Origin of the sequence: Evtepia gabavorous (assembly GCF_003425665.1) — a bacterium.
GTDB lineage: Bacteria > Bacillota > Clostridia > Oscillospirales > Oscillospiraceae > Evtepia > Evtepia gabavorous.
On the sequence record NZ_QQRQ01000026.1, the window covers coordinates 1 to 21,417 of the forward strand.

Consider the following 21,417-nt stretch of genomic DNA (forward strand, 5'->3'; position numbering starts at 1 on the left):
GGTACCCTTTGGGAGAAGGCAGAGAGGAACCGTTTGGTTTCCCGCTTTCTCCTCCCGTCAACAAACCACTTCTCCCGCCCGCCCGAGCTGGTGGGCGGGCCATGAGGCGTTGGTCTTGGAGGCCGCAGGCCAGGTAGGCCGACAGAAAACCCACGCCGCTTCTACAACAGTCCAGAGAAAAGGGGTGTGGGGGAAAGAAACTCTTTCCCCCGCGGGGTCCAGGGGCACAGCCCCTGGTGCTCTTTTCCCCATTTCTCCAGAGAAATGGGGCCCCGCCCGGGAGGGCCAAGTTCCCGCCTGTTCCAACGGCGTGAGGAAAGCCCCCCGCAGCGTCGCCGGAAAAGCCAAAAACCATCCCCGCCGAGCGCCCTCACAGGCCCCCGCAGGGATGGTTTCCGCAGAAAAACAAGGGGGATCAGTACCCCAGGTCCTCCCCCACCAGGCACACCAGGGTCTCTCCCACCCCGCCCAGAGGCCGCCACAGCACCGACAGCCCGTTGCAGATGCGCTCGGGGCTGCGGCAGTCGTAACATCGCAGCGTCTCCCCCTGGGCGCAGGGGGTCTTGCGGTGCAGCCGCCGGGCGTTCAGGGGGGCGGCGATGTTCCGGGCCCGCCAGAGGGCCTGCTGGAAGGTGGGGGCGATTTTGTTGCGCCCCACCAGGTAGCACACCGTCTCGTGGGCGCCGGCGGCGGCGGAGATTCGGTTGCCGGTGCCGTCGATGTTCACCAGCTGACCGGTCTCGGCCAGGGCGTTGACGCTGGTGAGGTAGACCTGGGCCTTGGCGGCCTGGGCCAGGGTCTCCGGGCCGGGCTGCTGCCAGTGCCAGTAGACCGTGCCGCGCTGGGACAGGGCCTCATACAGGCCCAGGTCCCGCAGGGTCACGCTGCCGCCCATGCCGATGGTTTTGCCGGCAAACCGCGCCACCAGCGCCTCCTTGGCCGCCTGGGCCGTGGGAAACCACTGGACGGTGAAGCCGGCGGCTTCCAGGGTCTTTTGTAAACGGGGGATATCCATAGAAGGGTTTCTCCTTTCCAAGGTAACGTCTGCCCTGATGATACCATGGGAGCGGGCAGAAGGGCAAGGGGCCTCACACCTCGGGGAGGGAGAACTTCTTGCGGTAGTCCTCATAGTATTGGTCAAAGCTGTGGGAGCGGACCTTCTTCAAGCTGATGAGGTACTCGTGGGTGTCAAAGGAGTCCGACTCCAGCTCGATCATGGCCACGGCGAGGTTGGAGCAGTGGTCGGCCACCCGCTCATAGTTGGTCAGAAGGTCGTTGAAGACGAAGCCCTGGGTGAGCTGGCAGATCCCCCGCTGGAGCCGGTCCACGTGGTGGAGCTTCATCTCGTCGCACAGGGAGTCGATGAGCTCCTCCAGGGGCTCGATCCGGTAGGCCAGCTCCAGGTCCCCGGTGGTGAAGGCGGTGATGGCGTTGTAGGTGATCTCCTGGACGGCGGCGAACATGGTGTTCAGCTCCCGGGTGGCCTCCTCGGAGAAGACGATGTTCTTTTCCGCGATCTCCTTGGCACACTCGGCGATGTTCATGGCGTGGTCCCCGATGCGCTCCACGTCCCCGATGGCGTGGAGGAACTTGGTCACGTCCTTGTTCTGCTGCTCGGAGAGCTCCTTGCCGGTGAGCTTAATCAGATAGCTGCCCAGCTTGTCCTCATACTTGTCGATGATGTCCTCCCGCTGGGCGATGAAGTGAAACTGTTTCTCCTGGTAATTTCCAATCAGGTAGTAGGCGTCCTCCAGGTTGGCCTTGGCCTCCAGGGCCATGTTGCACAGGGCCTGGCGGCACTGCTCAATGGCCACGGCGGGGTGCTCGATGAAGCGGGCCTCCAGCCGGGCAAAGTCCTCCTTCTCCGGGCCGGCGGGCTCGGTGTCCCGGAACAGCCGGCAGATCTGCCGCTCCAGCATGCCGATGAAGGGGGTGAGGATGAGCACCGTGGCAAAGCGGAAGAGGGTGTTGAGGAAGGCGATGCTCACCGCGCTCATGGTCATGTCCAGGAAGGAGAAATGGAGCAGGGCGTTGGCCCCATAGAACAGGACACCCCAGATCACCGCCCCCAGCACGTCGATGAGCAGGTAGACAAAGGCCGTGCGCTTGCCGTTGACGTTGGCCCCCAGGGAGGACAGGAGCACCGGCATGGCCGCCCCCACGGCGATGCCCATGACAAGGGGATAGGCCACCGAGAAGGTGATGACCCCCGTGGCGGCCAGGGCCTGCAGAATGCCCACGGCGGCGGAGGCGCTCTGGAGCACGCAGGTGAAGACCAGGCCCACCAGAATGCCCAGAATGGGGTTGGAGAAGGTGGTCAGCAGGCCCAAAAAGGTCTCGCTCTCCTGGAGGGGGGCCACGGAGGAGCTCATGGCCTGCATGCCGAACATGAGCACGGCAAAGCCCAGGAGGATGTCCCCCACATGGCGCTTGGTTTGGTGCTTGCAGAACATCCGCAGGATGATGCCCGCCACCGCCACAATCCCCGTGAGGGTGGAGGTGGACAGCAGGGAGACCCAGCCCGCCCCGCCCTCCAGAGAGGACAGGCAGATGATCCACCCGGTGACACTGGTGCCCAGGATGGCCCCCATGACGATGCCGATGGCCTGCTTGACCTGCATCATGCCGGAGTTGACAAAGCCCACCACCATCACCGAGGTGGCCGAGGAGGACTGGATGATGGCGGTGACGCCGGTGCCCAGAAGCACCCCCTTGAGGGGGCTGCCGGAGAGCTTGTAGAGGACCAGCTCCAATTTGTTGCCCGCCACCTTCTTCAGCCCGTCCCCCATGAGGGTCATGCCGAAGAGGAAGAGGGCCACGCCGCTGAGCAGCGCGATGAGGTTGGAAATGCCCATTCGCCTCACGCTCCTTTTGTCGCATAGGATCGGATGATATCTCCATGATAAAAAAGAAAGGTTAAATCTAATCTATGGTTTCTGTTAAATCTGTGTAAAACGACAGGGTTTTGTGGGATTTGACAAAAGGGGGAAGGTCCGCTGCCGGGGGGTCTGGGGCTTTTTCCGTCCCCGCCGGTCTATCCCGGGCCGAAGGAACATAGACATAGAACCACCGAAATCAGAAACACCCAGACGGAGGAGACATACTATGAATACCCTGACAAGCATTTACCAGGACATCGCCAAGCGCACGGCGGGGGACATCTACATCGGCGTGGTGGGGCCCGCCCGAACGGGGAAGTCCACCTTCATCAAGCGGTTTATGGAGACCATGGTTCTGCCCAACATCACCGACGAATACCGCCGGGAGCGGGCCCGGGACGAACTGCCCCAGAGCGGCTCTGGCCGGACGGTGATGACCGCCGAGCCCAAGTTTGTCCCCGAGGAGGCGGTGGAGATCGCCATGGAGGGGGGCGGGGCCTTTTCCGTCCGGCTCATCGACTGCGTGGGCTACCTGGTCCCCGGGGCGGTGGGCCAGCTGGAGGACGACCTGCCCCGGATGGTCCACACCCCCTGGTTCCCCGAGGAGATCCCCATGGCGGAGGCCGCGGAGATCGGCACCCGGAAGGTCATTGCCGAGCACTCCACCATTGGCATCGTGGTCACCACCGACGGCACCGTCACCGACCTGCCCCGGGAGGCCTACCTGGAGGCGGAGGCCCGGGTGATCTCCGAGCTCAAGGAGCTGGGCAAGCCCTTCCTCATCCTCCTCAACTCCGCCCGGCCGGACTCCGACGGGGCCCAGGCCCTCCGGGCCCAGCTGGCGGAGGAGTACGACGTGACCTGCCTGGCGGTGAGCTGCCTGGACCTGAGCCAGCGGGCGGTGACGGAGATCATCCAGTCGGTGCTCTTTGAGTTCCCTGTGGAGGAGCTCCAGCTCTTCCTGCCGGACTGGGTGGACGCCCTGGCCCCGGACCACCCCATCAAGGGCACGGTGTTCGAGGCCATCCGGGGGGCCATGGGGGACCTCCACCGCATCCGGGATGTGCGCCCGGTGGTGGAGAAAATGGCCCAGTGCGAGCTGGTCACCGGGGCGGATGTCACCGCCATGCGCCTGGGCAGCGGCAGCTGTGAGGCCCGGCTGGAGCTCCCCCGCAGTCTGTTCTATGAGACCATGTCCCAGCAGACGGGCTTCCCCATCCGCAACGACGGGGAGCTGCTGAGCCTGCTGCGGGAGCTGGCGGGGGTGCAGGCGGCCTACAAAAAGGTGGCCGCCGCCATGGAGGAGGTCCGGGCCACCGGCTACGGCATTGTCATCCCCGATGCCGGGGAGCTGGAGCTGGAGGAGCCGGAGATCATCAAGCAGGGGGGCCGCTACGGGGTCCGCCTCCGGGCCAAGGCCCCCAGCATCCACATGATCCGGGCGGATATCCAGGCGGAGGTCTCCCCCATTGTGGGCAGTGAGAAGCAGTCGGAGGATATGCTGGGCTTCCTCCTCCAGGAGTTCGAGGGGGAGCCGGAGCGGATCTGGCAGTCCAACATCTTCGGCCGGTCCTTCCATGAGCTCATCAACGAGGACCTGGCCTCCAAGCTCAAGCACATGCCCGAGGACGCCCGGGAGAAGATGCGTCAGACCCTGGAGAAGATCATCAACGAGGGGTCGGGCGGGCTGATCTGCATTATTCTGTGACAAGGTAGCCGCGCCTCCTGCCCGGTGGGTGGGGGGCGCGGTTTTTGCTGGGGGTAGGAGGCGTTGTGGGGTTCTGCCCCTGCGCCGTTGGAACGGGCGGGAACGGAGCCCTCCCGGGCGGGGCCCTATTTCTTTGAAGAAATAGGGGAAAGAACACCAAGGGGAAGGAGATTCCTTCCCCTTGGAACCCCATTCTCTGGTGGGAGGAATGAGGGAAGGTGGTTGGTCAGGTAGGGGCCTGGCCTGCGGCCTCTAAAACCAACGCCTCATGGCCCGCCCACCGGCTCGGGCGGGCGGGAGAAGTGGTTTGTTGACGGGAGGAGAAAGCGGGAAACCGAAAAGGTTACTCTCCGCCTTTTCCCAAAGGGTATCCATCCACGTCCCCAGCCCGCCCAGCCGGTGGGCGGGCCGTTACGGGCCTTTCGCTGGGAGGGCCGCAGGCCAGGTACTAAGATAGAAGTACAGCCTCCCCCTCCACAACCCCACCAGAGAAGGGGGTCCCGGGGGAGGAACCTCCTCCCCCGGGGGTTCTTTCCCCCATTTCTTCCCAAGAAATGGGGCCCCGGCTGGGCAAGCCAAGGTTCCCGCCCGTTCCAACGGCGCCGGGGAAGAACCCCACAACACCCCCCGAGCACATCCCCCCCCCGGAATGGGCATTGATTTTTCCGACCACAACCTTTATAATGTATCCCAGCCAAACTCATGCTGCGGACGGGGGGAACCAAGATGATTCTAACGGTTGACATCGGCAACACCACCATGACCATGGGTCTGTACACCCCGGAGGGCGTGCTCCAGTTCCGGGGTTCCATCAAGACCGATAAGAATAAAACCCGGGATCAGATTGCCATTGACCTGCTGGACATGTTCCAGCTGTATCAGGCGGACATTCGGGATGTGACGGGGGCGGTGGTCTCCAGCGTGGTCCCTCCCATGACCGGGGCCATGGCCGACGCCATCCGCCAACTCAGCGGGGTGCGGCCCATGATCGTGGGGCCGGGGGTGAAGACCGGGATGAATATCCTGGCCGAGGTCCACAACCAGCTGGGGGCGGACATTGTGGCCTCCTCCGTGGCGGCCCTGCAAAAGTATCCCCAGCCCATCATCGTCATCGACATGGGCACCGCCACCACCCTGTCCTACCTGGGGGAGAGCACGTATAAAGGGTGCGTCATCATCCCCGGGGTGCGCATCGCCGTGGAGGCTCTCTCCGGCCGGGCCGCGGAGCTGCCCCACATCTCCCTGGAGGAGCCCCCCTCCATCTTTGGCCGCTCCACCATCGACGCCATGCGCTCCGGGGTCCTCTACGGCAACGCCGGGATGATTGACAGCATGATCCAGCGGATGGAGGAGGCCGCCCGGCCGGTGGCCACGGTGGTGATGACCGGGGGCAACGCCGCCCTCATCCAGAAATACTGCAAGCGGGAGATCCTCATTGACGAGAATCTGCTGCTGGACGGGCTGTACTATCTCTACCAGAAGAACCTGGACCGCCGGCGGAAGCGGGGGGAATAAAAGGCTGCGGCCTGTCCCGTGAGGGAAGCGGAAAGAAACAGCCACGATGCGTCGCAGCCGTTGTCTCAGCCGCCATGGAAAGGAGGCGTTTTATGGAACGGTTTCAGAAGATTTACAGTCAAGGCATAGTTTCCGTCATGGAAATCTGGGTGGATACGGAAACAGGGGTCCATTATCTGTTTCACCGGGACGGAAACGGGGCGGGGTTTACACCGCTGCTGGATCGGGAAGGAAAACCTGTGGTAAGACCATAGCGCCCCAAATCCGTGGGAAATGGGACCCAAGGAAGGCAAGCAGGGGAACCGTGTCATACGTCCCCACATATAAATAAATGAGAGGACGTCTTGGAACCAAGATGGCCTCTTCTTGCGGATTGTCCTGCCCTCGGTTTCCCCAGTGCACGCCGGGAATTCAAGGGGCGCCGGGCGGGTCCTGCGGGCGGGCCGCTCACATCTCCTGCCCGCCTGGCCGGTGAGGTCTGGCCCCGGGTTCCTAAAAAATAGAGGCAAAATTTGCAACAGGACAAGAAAACATTTTCAAAAATCGAAAATTTTCTCCTTTTCCTATTGCAAATATGCAGGATTCTAACTATAATGTGTCACCGAGAAATGAAAATCTATGGAATTTACATTATTGGGAGGCCTGCTGTTTATGAAAGCATTATCCACACTTGCCCAGTCTGTCCGGGCATCCACCACCATGGCCATCGACACGCAGTTTAAGAAAATGCGCGCCGAGGGCATCGACGTCATCGGCTTCAGCGTGGGAGAGCCGGATTTCCCCACCCCGGAGCACATCAAGCAGGCCGGCATCCGTGCCATTGAGAACGACCAGACCAAATACACCCCCACCCCCGGCACCCTGGCCCTGCGCCAGGCGGTGCGCAAGCGGCTGCAGGAGGACTGGGGGCTGGACTATACCACCGAGGAGATTGTGGTCAGCGGGGGCGGCAAGCCCATTCTCTATGTGGCCCTGAAGACCCTCCTGAACCCAGGGGACGAGGTCATCCTCCCCGCGCCCTACTGGGTGAGCTATTACGAGCTGATTAAGATGGCTGGCGGCGTCCCTGTGGTGGTGGAGACCACCGAGGCCTCCGGCTTCAACCTGACCCCCCAGCAGCTCCGCCAGGCCATCACCCCCAAGACCAAGGCCCTCATCCTCAACAGTCCCTCCAACCCCACCGGTATGATTTACAGCCGGGCGCACCTGGAGGCCATTGCCCAGGTGTGCGTGGAGGCCGACCTCTATGTCATCGCCGATGAGATGTACAGCAAGCTGGTCTTTGACGGCAAGGAGTTTGTCTCCTTCCCCTCCCTGTCCCAGGCGGTGAAGGAGCGGACCATTCTGGTGAGCGGTGCCTCCAAGACCTACGCCATGACCGGCTGGCGGATCGGATTCGCCGCGGCCGGGCGGGAGATTGTCCAGGTGATGAGCAACTACCTCAGCCACAGCCTGTCGGGGACCTGCTCCATCGCCCAAGCCGCCGCGGAGGAGGCCTTTGGGGGCTCCCAGGCGGAGATTGAGGCCATGCGGCGGGCGTTTGAGGTCCGCCGGGACTACCTCTACCAGCGCATGTCCGCCATCCCCGGGGTGCATCCGGTCCGGTCCGAGGCCACCTTCTACATGCTGATGAACCTGGAGGAGCTCATCGGCAGGACCCTCTACGGGGTGGAGATCCGTGACGCCGACGACTTTGCCAACGTCTTTCTCCGGGAGGGACTGGTGGCGGTGGTGCCCTGCACCGGGTTCGGCGCGCCCCACTATGTCCGGTGGTCCTTTGCCGTGTCCATGGAGAACATCAAGGAGGGACTGGACCGGCTGGAGAAATTCCTGACCAACGCCTGAGCGGAGATTCCATGACAGAATGTGACAGCGGGCTTCCCGAGGGGGAAGCCCGCTGTTTGGCGGTCTGGGGCGGTTTGTCCCGGCACTGTCGAAATGGACGGGAGCGGCTGGCGCCCGGGCGGGGGGCTTGTGGGGTCTCCCGGCGCCGTTGGAACGGCAGGAACTTGGCCCTCCCGGGCGGGGCCCCATTTCTCTGGAGAAATGGGGGAAAGAGCACCAGGGGCTGTGCCCCTGGACCCCGTGGGGGAAAGAGTTTCTTTCCCCCACACCCCTTTTCTCTGGACTGTTGTAGAAGCGGCGTGGGTTTTCTGTCGGCCTACCTGGCCTGCGGCCTCCAAGACCAACGCCTCATGGCCCGCCCACCAGCTCGGGCGGGCGGGAGAAGTGGTTTGTTGACGGGAGGAGAAAGCGGGAAACCAAACGGTTCCTCTCTGCCTTCTCCCAAAGGGTACCTACCCACGTCCCCAGCCCGCCCAGCCGGTGGGCGGGCCGTTACGGGCCTTTCAATGTGAGGGCCGCAGGCCAGGTAACCAGCGAGAAGTACAACTTCCCCCCACACAACCCCACCAGAGAAGGGAGTCCAGAGGGAAGAACCTCTTCCCTCTGGGGTTCTTTCCCCCATTTCTTCCCAAGAAATGGGGCCCCGGCCGGGCAGGCCCCCGTTCCCGCCCGTTCCAACGGCGTGGGGAAGCCCCCCAAAAGAACGCTGCCCAGCGCGGCCCCACGCCAACCGCGGCAGGCCCGCCCTCAAAAAGCCAGCCGCATCTGGTACCACACCGCCCCGCCATGCACCGAGGCGGACACCCCCTCGCTGACAAACCCGAACTTGGCATAGTAGGGCAGCAGCCGCTCCTTGCAGGTGAGCACCACCCCCGCCCGCCCCTGGTCCCGGGCGGCCTGGATGGCGTGACGGAGCAGCCGCCCGGCGTATCCCCGGCGGCGGTGGTCCGGGTGGGTGTCCACGCCAAAGATCATCAACCAGGGCCCGGCGGGGTCGTGGAGGGCGGTGGTCTCATACATGGCGTCGGTGAGGTCCGGGGTCTGGACGGTCATGCCGTTGACCATGGCCAGCAGAGTGTCCCCCTCCCACAGCAGCCAGCAGGTCTGGGGGCAGGCGGCCAGGCGGTCCCGGAAGGCCGCTTTCGGGGCGGCCTCCGCCGGGGGGAAGCAGAGGGCCTCCAGCCGGGTCACGGCGGGCAGGTCTTGGGGGGCGGCGGTTCTGATTTCCATTGATAAAATCCTCCTGACAGGTGTTTTTTTCAGTATAGCACAGCCGCAGGGCGGGGGAAAGGGGATTGTTTCCCTGCCTGTTTTGTGATAAAATAACCGGGTTCTAATGATCCGTTGCAACAGTCCACACAAAGGAAAGAGGAGTGGTCCCCATGAAAGACACCTATGAAAGCCCCTTGGCCTCCCGCTACGCCAGCCGGGAGATGCTGTATATTTTTTCTCCCGATAAAAAATTCACCACCTGGCGCCGGCTGTGGATTGCCCTGGCCCGGGCGGAGAAGGAGCTGGGCCTGCCCATCACCCAGGGGCAGATCGACGAGCTGGAGCGGGAGAAGGACCACATCAACTATGACCTGGCCCAGGAGAAGGAGCGGGAGCTCCGCCATGACGTGATGGCCCACATCCACGCCTACGGCGCCCAGTGCCCCAGTGCCATGCCCATCCTCCACCTGGGGGCCACCAGCTGCTACGTGGGGGACAACACCGATATCATTTTAATGAAAGAGGGCCTGACCCTCCTCCGGGACAAACTGGTACGGGTCCTGGCAGCCCTGGGCCGGTTTGCCCGCCAGTACAAGGCCATGCCCACCCTGGGCTATACCCACTATCAGGCCGCCCAGCTGGTCACCGTGGGCAAGCGGGCCACCTTGTGGATGTATGAGCTCCTCCAGGACCTGGAGGAGCTGGAGTACCGCCTGTCCCATCTGCGGCTTTTGGGCTGTAAGGGCACCACCGGCACCCAGGCCAGCTTCCTGGAGCTGTTTGAGGGGGACCAGGAGAAGGTGTGGCAGCTGGACCGGCGGATTGCCCGGGAAATGGGCTTTGCCCCCGACCAGGTTCAGCCCGTCTCCGGCCAGACCTATACCCGCAAAGTGGACGCGGCCGTTCTGTCCACCCTGGCGGGGATTGCCCAGTCGGCCCATAAATTTGCCACCGACCTGCGGCTGCTGTGCCACATGAAGGAGGTGGAGGAGCCTTTTGAGGCCCACCAGGTGGGGTCCTCCGCCATGCCCTACAAGCGCAACCCCATGCGCAGCGAGCGCATCTGCGCCCTGGCCCGGTACGTCATCGCCGACGGGCTCAACCCGGCCATGACCGCCTGCCTGCAGTGGTTTGAGCGCACCCTGGACGACTCGGCCAACAAGCGCATCGCCGTGTCGGAGGCTTTCCTGGCCACCGACGCCATTTTGAACCTCTATGAGAACGTGGCCGCCAACCTGGTGGTCCACCCCAAGGTCATTGAAAAGCACGTGCTGGAGGAGCTCCCCTTCATGGCCACGGAGAACATCCTCATGGATGCGGTGAAGCGGGGGGGAGACCGTCAGGCCCTCCATGAGCGCATCCGCACCCACGCCCTGGCCGCCGGCCAGCGGGTGAAGGGGGAGGGGAAGGACAACGACCTGCTGGAGCGCATCGCCGCTGACCCTGCCTTTGGCCTGAGCCGGCAGGAGGTTTTCCGCCATCTGGACCCCGCCGCCTACATCGGCTGCTGCCCCCAGCAGGTGGAGCGGTTCCTGGACCAGCAGGTCCGGCCGGTGCTGGACCGCTATCCCGACGCCCTCCAGGGCACAGGGGCGGAGATCACCGTGTGATGCCCGGGGCAGTTCCCCGTGGGAACGTGAGATAGAACCCAAAATCCCTCTCCAGGGCCTGGCCCCGGGGAGGGATTCCTGTGGAAAAGAGAAGAAAACAGAGAAAGTGAGTGTGATATACCATGGCCGGATGGGTCGCCCTGGAAAAAATGGTGATGCTGGTCCTCCTCATGCTGGTGGGCTTCGCCGCCGCCAAGGCCCAGTGGGTGGACAGCGCCTTCAGCCAAAAAACCAGCCGGTTGGTGGCCAACGTCTTCATTGTGGCCACCATTCTCTCCTCGGTGGTGGGGGTGCAGCCCCTGCTCACCGGCGGGGAGATGGCGGTGGTGGTGGCGGCGGTGTTTGTCCTCTTTGCCATCGCGGGGGTGCTGGGCTGGGTCTGCGCCCGGCTGCTGCCCCTCTCCCAGGGGGACCGGACGGCGGCCTGGCTGTCGGTGTTCTTTATGAACAACGTCTTTGTGGGCTTCCCGGTGGTGGAGGCCCTGTTTGGGGAGAGCGCCGTTTTCTGCGCCTCCCTGACCACCCTGCCCTTTAACCTGCTCCTGTTCTCCTTAGGGGTCAGCCGGCTGCGGGCGGGCCAAGGCCAGGGACGGGTGACCCTGCGGGAGGTCTTTTCCCCCGCCCTGGTGGGCACCCTGGCGGCCATGGTGATCTTCCTGCTCCACATCCCCCTGCCTGCCCTGGTGGGGGACACCATCAAAACCCTCAGCGGCGCCACGGTCCCCCTGTCCATGATCGTCATTGGCATCTCCCTGAGCCGGGTCCCCATGGGCCAGGCCCTGCGGGACGGGAAGGCCTATGTGGTGAGCCTGGTGCGGCTGCTGCTGTGCCCGCTGCTGGTCTGGCTGGTGCTGGGGCTGTTCCTGGAGGGCACCACCCTGGGGGTGCTCACGGTCATCGCCGCCTGCCCCAGCGGGGCGATGGTCTCCATCCTCAGCATCCGCTATGGGGTGGATGACACCTTTGCCTCCCGGGTGAACTTTCTCAGCACCATTCTCTGCGCGGTGACGCTGCCGGTGGTGACCTCCTTTCTGCTGTGAGGAAGGGGGCGTCCCGCGCCAGTGTGGGTTTTCTCCTGTGCCGTTGGAACGGGCAGGAACTTGGCCCTCCCGGGCGGGGCCCTATTTCTTGGAAGAAATAGGGGAAAGAACACCAAGGGGAAGGAGGTTCCTTCCCCTTGGAACCCCATTTTCTGGTGGGAGGAACGGGGGAAGGTGGTTCCGTCAGGTAGGGGCCTGGCCTGCGGCCTCCAAGACCAACGCCTCATGGCCCGCCCACCAGCTTGGGCGGACGGGAGAAGTGGTTTGTTGACGGAAGGAAAAAACGGGAACCCGAACGGTTCCTCTCTGCCTTTTCCCAAAGGATACCTGTCCACGTCCCCAGCCCGCCCAGCCGGTGGGCGGGCCGTTACGGGCCTTCCATTGTGAGGGCCGCAGGCCGGGTATCCCATAAGAAGTACAGCCTCCCCCCACCCAATCCCACCAGAGAAGGGAGTCCAGAGGGAAGAACCTCTTCCCTCTGGGGTTCTTTCCCCCATTTCTTCCCAAGAAATGGGGCCCCGGCTGGGTAAGCCAAGATTCCCCGCCGTTCCAACGGCGTAGGGAGAAACCCACAAGGGCCCCCGCCCGGGCGGCCCCCGCTCCCGCCTGTTCCAACGGCGCAGGAGAAAAACCATCCTTTTGCCCATCCAGCCACAACCACACCGTCCCCCACAGGGACCCAAAGGAGGAATCCCCTATGCTGCTCTCCGCAGAACACATCAGCCTCAACTTCGGCCTCAAGCCACTGCTGGACGACGTGACCCTCTACCTCAGCCAGGGCGACAAGGTGGGCCTGATCGGCATCAACGGCACGGGAAAGAGTAGCTTTCTCCGGGTCCTGGCCGGCCAGCAGCCCCCCGACCAGGGCAGCGTCACCCGAGACCCCAATGTTCAGGTGTGCTTTTTGCCCCAGAATCCCCCCATGGAGGCGGGGGCCACGGTGCTGGAGCAGGTCTTTGCCGGGTTTTCCCCAGACACCCGGGCCCTTCTGGACTATGAGGCCAAGGCCATGCTCACCCGGCTGGGCTTGACGGACTTTGCCCAGCCGGTGGGGACCCTCTCCGGCGGCCAGCGCAAGCGGGTGGCCCTGGCGGCGGTCCTCCTCCACCCGGCGGATGTGCTCATTTTGGACGAGCCCACCAACCACCTGGACAGCGACATGGTCCTCTGGCTGGAGGACCGTCTGCGGAAGTTCAACGGGGGACTGATCATGGTCACCCACGACCGCTACTTTTTAGAGCGGGTGTGCAACCGGATCACGGAGCTCTCCCACTGCCACATCCGCCACTATGAGGCCAATTACTCCAAATACCTGGCCATCAAAACCCAGCAGGAGGAGCGGGAGCAGGCCGCCCAGCGCAAGCGGCAGTCCATCCTCCGGGTGGAGTACCAGTGGATCATGCGGGGAGCCCAGGCCCGGCGGACCAAGAACAAGGACCGCATTGCCCGGTACGAGGCCCTCAAGGCCCAGACCGGCCCGGAGACCGACGGGGCGGTGCAGATGGCCACTCTCTCCAGCCGCCTGGGACGGAAGACGGTGGAGCTGCATGGGGTCTCCAAGGCCTTTGGGGACCGGGTGGTTCTCCAGTCCTTCTCCTACGGGGTGGGCCGGGAGGACCGGGTGGGCATCGTGGGGCGCAACGGGGCGGGAAAGTCCACCCTGCTGAACCTCCTTGCCGGGAAGCTCGCCCCGGACAGCGGCACCATCGACTGGGGCGAGACGGTGCGTATCGGCTACTTCTCCCAGGAGGGCCGGGAGCTGGACCCGGATCAGCGGGTATACGACTTTATCCACAGCATCGCCGGGGAGGTAAAGACCCGGGAGGGGAACTTCTCCGCCGCCCAGATGATGGAACGGTTCCTCTTTCCCACCCAGCTCCAGGGGCAGCCCATCGGCAAGCTCTCCGGCGGGGAGCGCCGGCGGCTGTACCTGCTGTCGGTGCTCATGGAGGCCCCCAACATCCTGCTGCTGGACGAGCCCACCAACGACCTGGACGTGACCACCCTGGCCATTCTGGAGTCCTATCTGGAGACCTTCCCCGGGGCGGTGATCGCCGTGTCCCACGACCGGTACTTCCTGGACAAGATGGCCCGGGAAATTTTCGAGGTAGGGGAGGGGGGCGTGGTCCGGCGGTACACCGGCAACTACACCGACTACCTGGAAAAGCGGACCCAGGTGGCCGCCAGCCGGGAGAAGGCCCCCAAAAAGCCCGCCCCGGGCAGACCCCAGCGGCCCAAGAAGCTGAAATTCACCTTCAAGGAGCAGCGGGAGTTTGACACCATTGAGGACGACATTGCCGCCCTGGAGACCAGCATCGGGGCGCTGGAGGCCCAGATGGCCGCCTGCGGCAGCGACTATGTGAAGCTCCAGGAGCTTACGGAGGAGCAGGCGCGGGAGAAGGCTGCCCTGGAGGAGAAGATGGAGCGGTGGGTGTATCTCACCGAGCTGGCGGAGAAGATCGCGGCACAGGAGGGGTGAGGGGGGACGCCCTTGGGCCTGTCTGGGTAGGGACCGTGGTGGGGGCCTTTCCCTACGCCGTTGGAACGGCGGGGAACGGGGCCTGCCCGGCCGGGGCCCCATTTCTTGGGAAGAAATGGGGGAAAGAACCCCCGGGGGAGGAGGTTCCTCCCCCGGGACCCCCTTCTCTGGTGGGGTGGTGTGGGGGAGGCTGTACTTCTCACTTATTACCTGGCCTGCGGCCCTCCCAGCGAAAGGCCCGTAACGGCCCGCCCACCGGCTGGGCGGGCTGGGGACGCAGATGGGTACCCTTTGGGAAAAGGCGGAGAATGGCCTTTTCGGTTTTTCTCTTTCTCCTCCCGTCAATAAACCACTTCTCCCGCCCGCCCAAGCTGGTGGGCGGGCCATGAGGCGTTGGTCTTAGAGGCCGCAGGCCAGGTAGGCCAACAGGAAACCCACGCTGCTTCTACAACAGTCCAGAGAAAAGGGGTGTGGGGGAAAGAAACTCTTTCCCCTGCGGGGGTCCAGGGGGCAAAGCCCCTTGGTGTTCTTTCCCCTATTTCTTCAAAGAAATAGGGCCCCGGCTGGGAAGCCAAGGTTCTCGCCCGTTCCAACGGTGTGAGAAAACCTTGCACCCCCATCCAGGCAGGCTGCCCCCCCAACCCCCTGCCCAAACCAAAAACACCGCCGTGCCCCACAGGCTCCGGCGGTGTTTTTTTTCAGCGCGGCGGAAAAGGCCCCCTCAGTCCCCAATCTCCCGCAGCAGGTTCACCATCTCCACGGCGCTCAGGGCGCAGTCATAGCCCTTGTTGCCCGCCTTGGTGCCGGCCCGCTCAATGGCCTGCTCGATGGTGTCGGTGGTGAGGACGCCGAAGAGCACGGGAATCTGGCTCTGGAGGGAGACCGTGGCGATGCCCTTGGAGACCTCCGCGCAGACGTAGTCATAGTGGCTGGTGCTCCCCCGGATCACCGCCCCCAGGCAGATCACGGCGTCGTACTTTCCGCTGTTTGCCAGCTTGCTGGCCACCAGGGGGATCTCAAAGGCGCCGGGGACCCAGGCCAGGTGGATGGCCTCTTCCGGGACCCCATGGCGCTTGAGTCCGTCCAGGGCCCCGCCGATGAGCTTGGCGGTGATGAACTCGTTGAACCGGGCGGCCACAAGGGCCACCTTCATGTTTTGCGCGACCAGCGCGCCTTCCAAAGTTTTCATGGCAGTGTCTCTCCTTCATCTGTGGTTGGGATGGTTCCGCCCCTTGGGGCGGGGAACTCAGTAACTGAGGATGTGGCCCATTTTCTTCTGCTTGGTCTGGAGGTAGAACAGATCGTGGGCGGTGGCGGCCATCTGAATGGGGACCCGTTCCTGAATCGCCATGCCGAAGTCCGCCAGCTGGTAGACCTTGTCCGGGTTGTTGGTGAGCAGGCGGAGGGTTTTGGCCCCCAGGTCCCGGAGAATCTGGGCCCCGATGTAATACTCCCGCAGGTCCCCGGCAAAGCCCAGGGCCAGGTTGGCCTCCAGGGTGTCCATGCCCTCGTCCTGGAGGGCATAGGCCCGGAGCTTGTTGATCAGGCCAATCCCCCGGCCCTCCTGGCGCATGTAGAGGAGGACCCCCCGGCCCTCGGCCTCGATCTGGGCCAGGGCGGCGGCCAGCTGCTGGCCGCAGTCACAGCGCAGGGAGCCGAAGGTGTCCCCGGTGAGGCACTCGGAGTGGACCCGGCACAGCAGGTTTTGGCCGTCGCCGATCTCCCCCTTCACCAGGGCCACATGGTGCTGGCCGTTGAGCTTGTTGACATAGCCGTAGGCCAGGAAGTCCCCGTACCGGGTGGGCATTTTGGTGACGGTGACCCGGTCCACCAGGACCTCGTGGCGCTTGCGGTAGTTCTGCAGGTCCCGGATGGTGATGAACTTCAGCCCCCACTGCTTGGCCTTCTCCTGGAGGGCCGGGGAGCGCAGCATGGTGCCATCCTCCCCCATGATCTCACAGCACAGGCCCACCTCCCGCAGGCCGGCCAGGCGCATGAGGTCCACGGTGGCTTCGGTGTGGCCGTTGCGCTCCAGGACCCCGTTGTCCTTGGCCAGCAGGGGGAACATGTGGCCGGGGCGGCGGAAGTCCTGGGGTTTGGCGTCGGGGTCCACGCACTTTCTGGCGGTGAGGGCCCGCTCGGCGGCGGAGATGCCCGTGGTGGTGTCCACGTGGTCGATGGAGACGGTGAAAGCGGTCTCGTGGTTGTCGGTGTTCCGGGTGACCATCTGGGGGAACTGGAGCTTCTGGACGTACCCATAGGACATGGGCATGCAGATGAGGCCCTTGCCGTGGGTGGCCATGAAGTTGACGTTCTCCGTGGTGGCAAACTCTGCCGCGCAGATGAGGTCCCCCTCGTTCTCCCGGTCGGGGTCGTCGGTGCAGAGGATCATCTTGCCCTGGCGCAGGTCCTCCAGGGCCTCTTCAATGGTGTTGTACTGAAACATGGGGTCATTCCTTTCCCGGCTCAAAAGCCGCAGCGGGTTAAAAAATCTCGGGTGATCCCGGAAGGGGGCGGGGCCTCCGCCTGAAGGGGCTGGAGGAGCTTTTCCACATACTTTCCCAGGACATCGGTTTCCAAATTCACAGGGTCCCCCACCCGCCGGTGGGCCAGGGTGGTGACCGAGACGGTGTGGGGAATGGCGGAGATGGCGAAGGACTGGCCGTCCACCCTGGCCACCGTCAGGCTGATGCCATCGATGGCGATGGAGCCCTTCTCCACCACGTAGCGCAGAATCTCCGGGCCGGCGGCGATGGTATACCAGACGGCGTTGTCGTCCCGGGTGATCCGCTGGACGGTGCCCACCCCGTCCACATGGCCGGCCACGATGTGGCCGCCGAAGCGGCCGCCGGCGGCCAGGGCCCGCTCCAGATTCACCCGGCTGCCCGGCCGGAGGAGCGCCAGGGCGGAGCGGTTCAAGGTCTCATGCATCACGTCGGCGGTGAAGCCGGCGGGGGAGAAGGCGGTGGCGGTGAGGCACACCCCGTTGACAGCGATGCTGTCGCCGATGTGGAGGTCCTCCAGCACCACCTGGGCCTGAATCTCCACCACGGCGCTGTGGGGCCCCTTGCGGATGGCCTTTACGGTGCCCATTTCCTCCACGATACCGGTAAACATTTACCCGGTCACCTCGCTTTCCAAGAGAATGTCCTCCCCCAGACGGGTGAGGGTAGGGGAGGAGAGGGAGAGGGCCTGGTCCGGGTGGGGAAAGCCCTGGCCCCCCACCGGGGACTTGGCCCCCTGCCCCCCCAGGAGCTTGGGAGCCAGATAGGCCTGGACCCTGTTCACCAGCCCCGCCTGCACCAGCCCCCAGTGGAGCTGGGCGCCTCCCTCGGCCAGGACGCTGTCCACCCCCATCTTCCCCAGCAGGGTGACCAGGGCGGCCAGGTCCACGCGGCCGTCGGCCCCCTGGGGCAGGGGGAGAATCTGGACCCCCAGGTCCCGGTAGGGGGCCAGCCGCCCCTCCTGGGTGACGCAGGTGGCCAGGCAGGTGGGGATCTCCCCGGCGGTCTTTACCACCTGGGCGGTGAGAGGGGTGCGCAGGTGGGTGTCACAGACCAGGCGCAGGGGGTTCCGCCCCCCCTCCATCCGGCAGGTGAGCTGGGGGTCGTCGGCCAGCACCGTGCCCACCCCCACCAGAATGGACCGGTAGCGGCCGCGCTGGGTGTGGACGTGGCGGCGGGCGGCCTCCCCGGTGATCCACTGGGAGGCCCCGGTGTAGGCCGCCAGCTTGCCATCCAGGGTCATGGCGTACTTGAGCACCACATAGGGCCGGCCGGTCTGGATGTAGTGAAAGAACACGTGGTTCAGGGCCCGGCATTCCTCCGCCAGCACCCCCACGGTCACCTGGACCCCCTGGGCCCGAAGCTGGGCCAGGCCCTGGCCGGCCACCAGGGGGTTGGGGTCCCCGGAGCCCACCACCACCCGGGTGATGCCGGCCTCCAGAATGGCCTGGGTGCAGGGGGGCTGCTTTCCCTGGTGGCAGCAGGGCTCCAGGGTGACGTAGAGGGTGGAGCCGGCGGGGTCCTCCCGGCAGGCGGCCAGCGCCGCCCGCTCGGCGTGGAGGTCTCCCCACCGGGCGTGGTACCCCTGGCCGATGATCCGCCCCTGCTTCACCAGCACAGCCCCCACCATGGGGTTGGGGCTGGTCCAGCCGGCCCCCTTTTGGGCCAGGTCCAAAGCCAGGGCCATATAGTCCTGATCTGTCATCTTGATCACCTCCGCGCAAGAAAAAACGCTCTGAAGCCAATCTTCAGAGCGCACAAAACCAGCACAGCGATCTCCTCTCTCTGTCCATCAAAAAACTCTGGAATGAGGCATCATCCCAGAGCAATCCACGACGAACAGACGCGGAGACCCCGCGTATGTCATCCATCTTCTTCCATCCAGACTATACTGTCGGTTTTGGAATCACACCAAATCCTGCCGCTGCGCGGCTCGCGGACTATACCGCCGATCGGGAATTTCACCCTGCCCTGAAGATCGCTATTTCATTGTCTGTTTAACACGTTACTCTCTGGCGGGGGAATTGTCAAGAGGGGGAGAGAGAAAAGAGAAAAATTAGAAGATATTACAGGAGAAAGGAGTTAAATTCCAGAAAATTTTATGGAAACGATGAAATTTGAAGGGAGAATTCCCCAAAACTGGTTTCAAGGCTGATATAGATGGCATCGTTTCACATGGTCGTTTACCATGCCGACTGCCTGCATATAGGCATATATGATCGTACTGCCTACGAACTTAAAACCACGTTTTTTCAAATCTTTGCTGATTCTGTCCGAGAGAGGGGTCCTTGCGGGAACCTCCTCTTCCGAAGTGAAATGGTTGCGGATGGGCTTCCCATCCACATAGGACCATATAAATGCATCAAAGCTGCCATATTCCGCTTGTATTTTGAGGAACTGCTGGGCATTTGTGACCGCTGATTTAAGCTTTAAGCGATTGCGGACAATTTTTTCATTTTGCATCAGTTCCTCAATTTTTGCGTCGTCATAGCAGGCGACTTTTCTGCAGTCAAACTGATCGAAGGCCTCTCGGAAGGCCTCTCTTTTGTTCAGTATGGTCAGCCACGATAACCCCGCCTGCATCCCTTCCAGGATCAGCATTTCAAACAATTTATCGTCCGCATGGACCGGGTTTCCCCATTCCTTGTCGTGGTACGCCCGGTACAGGTCCGTTGTTGCCCACGCGCACCGTTCTACCTTCTCGTTTGGCATCCCAGCTTACCTCCCCAACGTAAAGTGCAGTGTTCTCTGTCACGCTATCATCTATTATAGATGATAAAGCATTCCCCCGCTCCGCCGCAATAGGAATCGGCGCGGCGAAGGCACAAAAAAACGGCCCTTTCCCAGAGGAAAGCGCCGCGGGAGCGGACCCGAACAGCCAGGGATGACGGCGGAGGAAATCGCAGGGGGGCACAGGCACCGGCAAACAGGAAGACGTGCGTTGAGAGAGCATACGCGGCGCCCCGCCCCACGCTGCCAACCGGGTCCGCTCCGTGGTCAGCGTGTTCTGAAAAGAACGGTCCTCATTGTAGGAGACAGCCGGGAGAAAGTCAATGGAACCCGGAGAAAAAGACGACGAAAATAGACAGATTACAGCCCAGTGAAATTGTGGGATTTCACGCAAGCGATTTCTCCCGCAAGCTTCTCGGGGAAAAGAGACCAGACCGGGCCCTGTCCGCCGGGGATTTTCGGGCTTTTTTCCAAAAAGTTGGGCAAACCCCCTATGCAAACCAGCGCAGTTATAGTAAAATAGCCACAACAGAATGCCGCTCCGTCCCCCGGGCCGGGGCGGTCAGGAAGCAGACCCGCTCCCCCTGGGGCGGGCAAGGGAGGTACCTATGGAGAAACCAACGTATCAGCGCGTTCTGCTGAAGATCAGCGGCGAGGCTCTGGCCGGCGCGCCGGGCCGGGGCATTGATTTCGCCTTTGCCCGGCAGGTATGCCAGGTGGTGCAGGACTGTGTCCGCCACGGGGTCCAGGTGGGCCTGGTGGTGGGCGGCGGCAACTTCTGGCGGGGGGTCAAGGACGGGGGCGGCCGGATGGAGCGGGCCCGGGCCGACCAAATGGGCATGCTGGCCACCGTCATCAACAGCCTGGCCCTCCAGGACGTGCTGGAGCAGCTGGGGCAGCCCGCCCGGGTTCTCACCTCCATTCCCATGGGCCCGGTGGGGGAGATCCATTCCCAGCCGGCGGCTGACCGGTACCTGCGGGAGGGGAAGGTGGTTCTCTTCGCCGGGGGCACCGGCAACCCCTATTTCTCCACCGACACGGCGGCGGTTCTCCGGGCGGCGGAGATCCAGGCGGACATGATCCTCCTGGCCAAAAACATCGACGGGGTGTACAGTGCCGACCCCAAGAAGGACCCCGGCGCCGTGAAGTACGACGCCATCAGCTATGACCAGGTCCTGGCCGACCACCTGCAGGTGATGGACCTGACGGCCACGTCCCTGGCCCTGGAGAACCATATCCCTGTGATGATCTTCGCCCTGGCGGACCCTCAGAACATCCTCCGGGCGGTGATGGGAGAGAGAATTGGAACCATTGTAGAGGAGGAGACAAAGTCATGAAGGAACTGTATCAGGAATACGACGTGAAAATGCAGAAGACCATCGAGGTGGTGGTCAGCGACTTCGCCGGGGTGCGGGCCGGCCGGGCCAACGCCGCGGTGCTGGACAAGATCACCGTGGAATATTACGGTACGGAGACCCCCATCCAGCAGGTGGCCTCCATCTCCACCCCCGACGCCCGGACCCTGGTGATCCAGCCCTGGGACGGAACCCTGCTCAAGGCGGTGGAGAAGGCTCTGCTGGCCTCCGAGCTGGGCATCAACCCCCAGAACGACGGCAAGGTGATCCGCCTGATCTTCCCCCAGCTCACCGAGGAGCGCCGGAAGGAACTGACCAAGCAGGTGAAGAAGTACGGCGAGGGGGGCAAGGTGGCCATCCGCAACATCCGCCGGGATGCCATGGAGAAGTTCAAGGCCATGAAGAAAAAGTCCGAGCTCACCGAGGACGACCTGAAGGAGCTGGAGGAGGCCATGCAGAAGCTCACCGACAAGCGTTGTAAAGAGATCGACGACCTCACCGCCAAGAAGGAAGCCGAACTCATGGCCGTGTAAGGTGGGC

17 protein-coding genes and 1 riboswitch are annotated in these 21,417 nt (G+C 63.6%); of the genes, 9 read left to right on the top strand and 8 right to left on the bottom strand.

All coding sequences use genetic code 11. From position 1 onward, the window contains the following. Positions 1-415 precede the first annotated feature (415 nt). Both DV520_RS10550 and DV520_RS10555 read right to left on the bottom strand, forming a co-directional pair. Complete coding sequence (locus DV520_RS10550) at positions 416-1,015, bottom strand: lactate utilization protein (protein ID WP_117142722.1); 600 nt, start codon at positions 1,013-1,015, stop codon at positions 416-418. Positions 1,016-1,088: 73 nt separating this feature from the next. Beyond that, complete coding sequence (locus DV520_RS10555) at positions 1,089-2,855, bottom strand: Na/Pi cotransporter family protein (RefSeq protein WP_021918868.1); 1,767 nt, start codon at positions 2,853-2,855, stop codon at positions 1,089-1,091. A gap of 250 nt (positions 2,856-3,105) precedes the next feature. Between DV520_RS10555 and spoIVA the strand changes: the two genes are divergently transcribed. From spoIVA to DV520_RS10575, 4 genes are all read left to right on the top strand, one after another. Further along, entirely contained in the window at positions 3,106-4,587 is a 1,482-nt protein-coding gene (gene spoIVA / locus DV520_RS10560; RefSeq protein WP_021918867.1) for a stage IV sporulation protein A, read from the top strand. Between the two features lie 726 nt (positions 4,588-5,313). Further along, positions 5,314-6,102, top strand: coding sequence for a type III pantothenate kinase (locus DV520_RS10565; RefSeq protein WP_117142726.1), 789 nt, complete (start codon positions 5,314-5,316; stop codon positions 6,100-6,102). Between the two features lie 92 nt (positions 6,103-6,194). Then, positions 6,195-6,356 carry a DUF6440 family protein gene (locus DV520_RS10570; RefSeq protein ID WP_021918701.1) on the top strand — a complete coding sequence of 54 codons (162 nt, stop codon included), beginning with the start codon at positions 6,195-6,197 and terminating at the stop codon, positions 6,354-6,356. Positions 6,357-6,753: 397 nt separating this feature from the next. Next, complete coding sequence (locus tag DV520_RS10575; protein WP_117142728.1) at positions 6,754-7,947, top strand: pyridoxal phosphate-dependent aminotransferase; 1,194 nt, start codon at positions 6,754-6,756, stop codon at positions 7,945-7,947. Between the two features lie 747 nt (positions 7,948-8,694). Here DV520_RS10575 and DV520_RS10580 read toward each other — a convergent pair. Then, on the bottom strand, positions 8,695-9,177 hold the full coding sequence (locus tag DV520_RS10580; RefSeq protein WP_021919332.1) for a GNAT family N-acetyltransferase: 483 nt from the start codon (positions 9,175-9,177) through the stop codon (positions 8,695-8,697). A 152-nt stretch (positions 9,178-9,329) separates the two neighbouring features. Here DV520_RS10580 and purB point away from each other — a divergent pair, with 152 nt between their 5' ends. The 3 genes from purB to DV520_RS10595 all read left to right on the top strand — a co-directional run bounded on the left by purB (position 9,330) and on the right by DV520_RS10595 (position 14,288). Continuing rightward, positions 9,330-10,769, top strand: a complete 1,440-nt coding sequence (purB, locus tag DV520_RS10585; protein WP_117142731.1) for an adenylosuccinate lyase — start codon at positions 9,330-9,332, stop codon at positions 10,767-10,769. A gap of 122 nt (positions 10,770-10,891) precedes the next feature. Next, positions 10,892-11,809, top strand: a complete 918-nt coding sequence (locus DV520_RS10590; protein WP_021919330.1) for an AEC family transporter — start codon at positions 10,892-10,894, stop codon at positions 11,807-11,809. A 697-nt stretch (positions 11,810-12,506) separates the two neighbouring features. Further along, positions 12,507-14,288: an ABC-F family ATP-binding cassette domain-containing protein gene (locus tag DV520_RS10595; RefSeq protein ID WP_117142733.1), complete on the top strand. Its 1,782-nt coding sequence runs from the start codon at positions 12,507-12,509 to the stop codon at positions 14,286-14,288. Positions 14,289-15,009: 721 nt separating this feature from the next. Here DV520_RS10595 and ribH read toward each other — a convergent pair. From ribH to DV520_RS10620, 5 genes are all read right to left on the bottom strand, one after another. Beyond that, positions 15,010-15,477 carry a 6,7-dimethyl-8-ribityllumazine synthase gene (gene ribH / locus DV520_RS10600; protein WP_021920073.1) on the bottom strand — a complete coding sequence of 156 codons (468 nt, stop codon included), beginning with the start codon at positions 15,475-15,477 and terminating at the stop codon, positions 15,010-15,012. Positions 15,478-15,534: 57 nt separating this feature from the next. Continuing rightward, positions 15,535-16,734, bottom strand: coding sequence for a bifunctional 3,4-dihydroxy-2-butanone-4-phosphate synthase/GTP cyclohydrolase II (locus DV520_RS10605; protein ID WP_117142735.1), 1,200 nt, complete (start codon positions 16,732-16,734; stop codon positions 15,535-15,537). Positions 16,735-16,754: 20 nt separating this feature from the next. Continuing rightward, positions 16,755-17,405: a riboflavin synthase gene (locus DV520_RS10610; protein WP_117142741.1), complete on the bottom strand. Its 651-nt coding sequence runs from the start codon at positions 17,403-17,405 to the stop codon at positions 16,755-16,757. Continuing rightward, positions 17,406-18,497, bottom strand: a complete 1,092-nt coding sequence (gene ribD / locus DV520_RS10615; RefSeq protein ID WP_165850094.1) for a bifunctional diaminohydroxyphosphoribosylaminopyrimidine deaminase/5-amino-6-(5-phosphoribosylamino)uracil reductase RibD — start codon at positions 18,495-18,497, stop codon at positions 17,406-17,408. It abuts the gene before it with no gap. Between the two features lie 160 nt (positions 18,498-18,657). Then, positions 18,658-18,775, bottom strand: a riboswitch (FMN riboswitch). 162 nt (positions 18,776-18,937) lie between these two features. Next, positions 18,938-19,504, bottom strand: a complete 567-nt coding sequence (locus tag DV520_RS10620) for a DNA-3-methyladenine glycosylase I (protein ID WP_117142743.1) — start codon at positions 19,502-19,504, stop codon at positions 18,938-18,940. A gap of 626 nt (positions 19,505-20,130) precedes the next feature. On the opposite strand from DV520_RS10620, the gene pyrH reads away from it, so the two are divergent. Together pyrH and frr are read left to right on the top strand one after the other, a co-directional pair. Further along, positions 20,131-20,859 (top strand): UMP kinase, encoded by a 729-nt coding sequence (gene pyrH, locus DV520_RS10625; protein ID WP_117142745.1) that lies wholly within the window; start codon positions 20,131-20,133, stop codon positions 20,857-20,859. After that, on the top strand, positions 20,856-21,410 hold the full coding sequence (frr, locus tag DV520_RS10630; protein WP_021920067.1) for a ribosome recycling factor: 555 nt from the start codon (positions 20,856-20,858) through the stop codon (positions 21,408-21,410). The genes pyrH and frr overlap by 4 nt, the downstream gene beginning before the upstream one ends. The last annotated feature ends 7 nt before the right edge of the window (positions 21,411-21,417 follow it).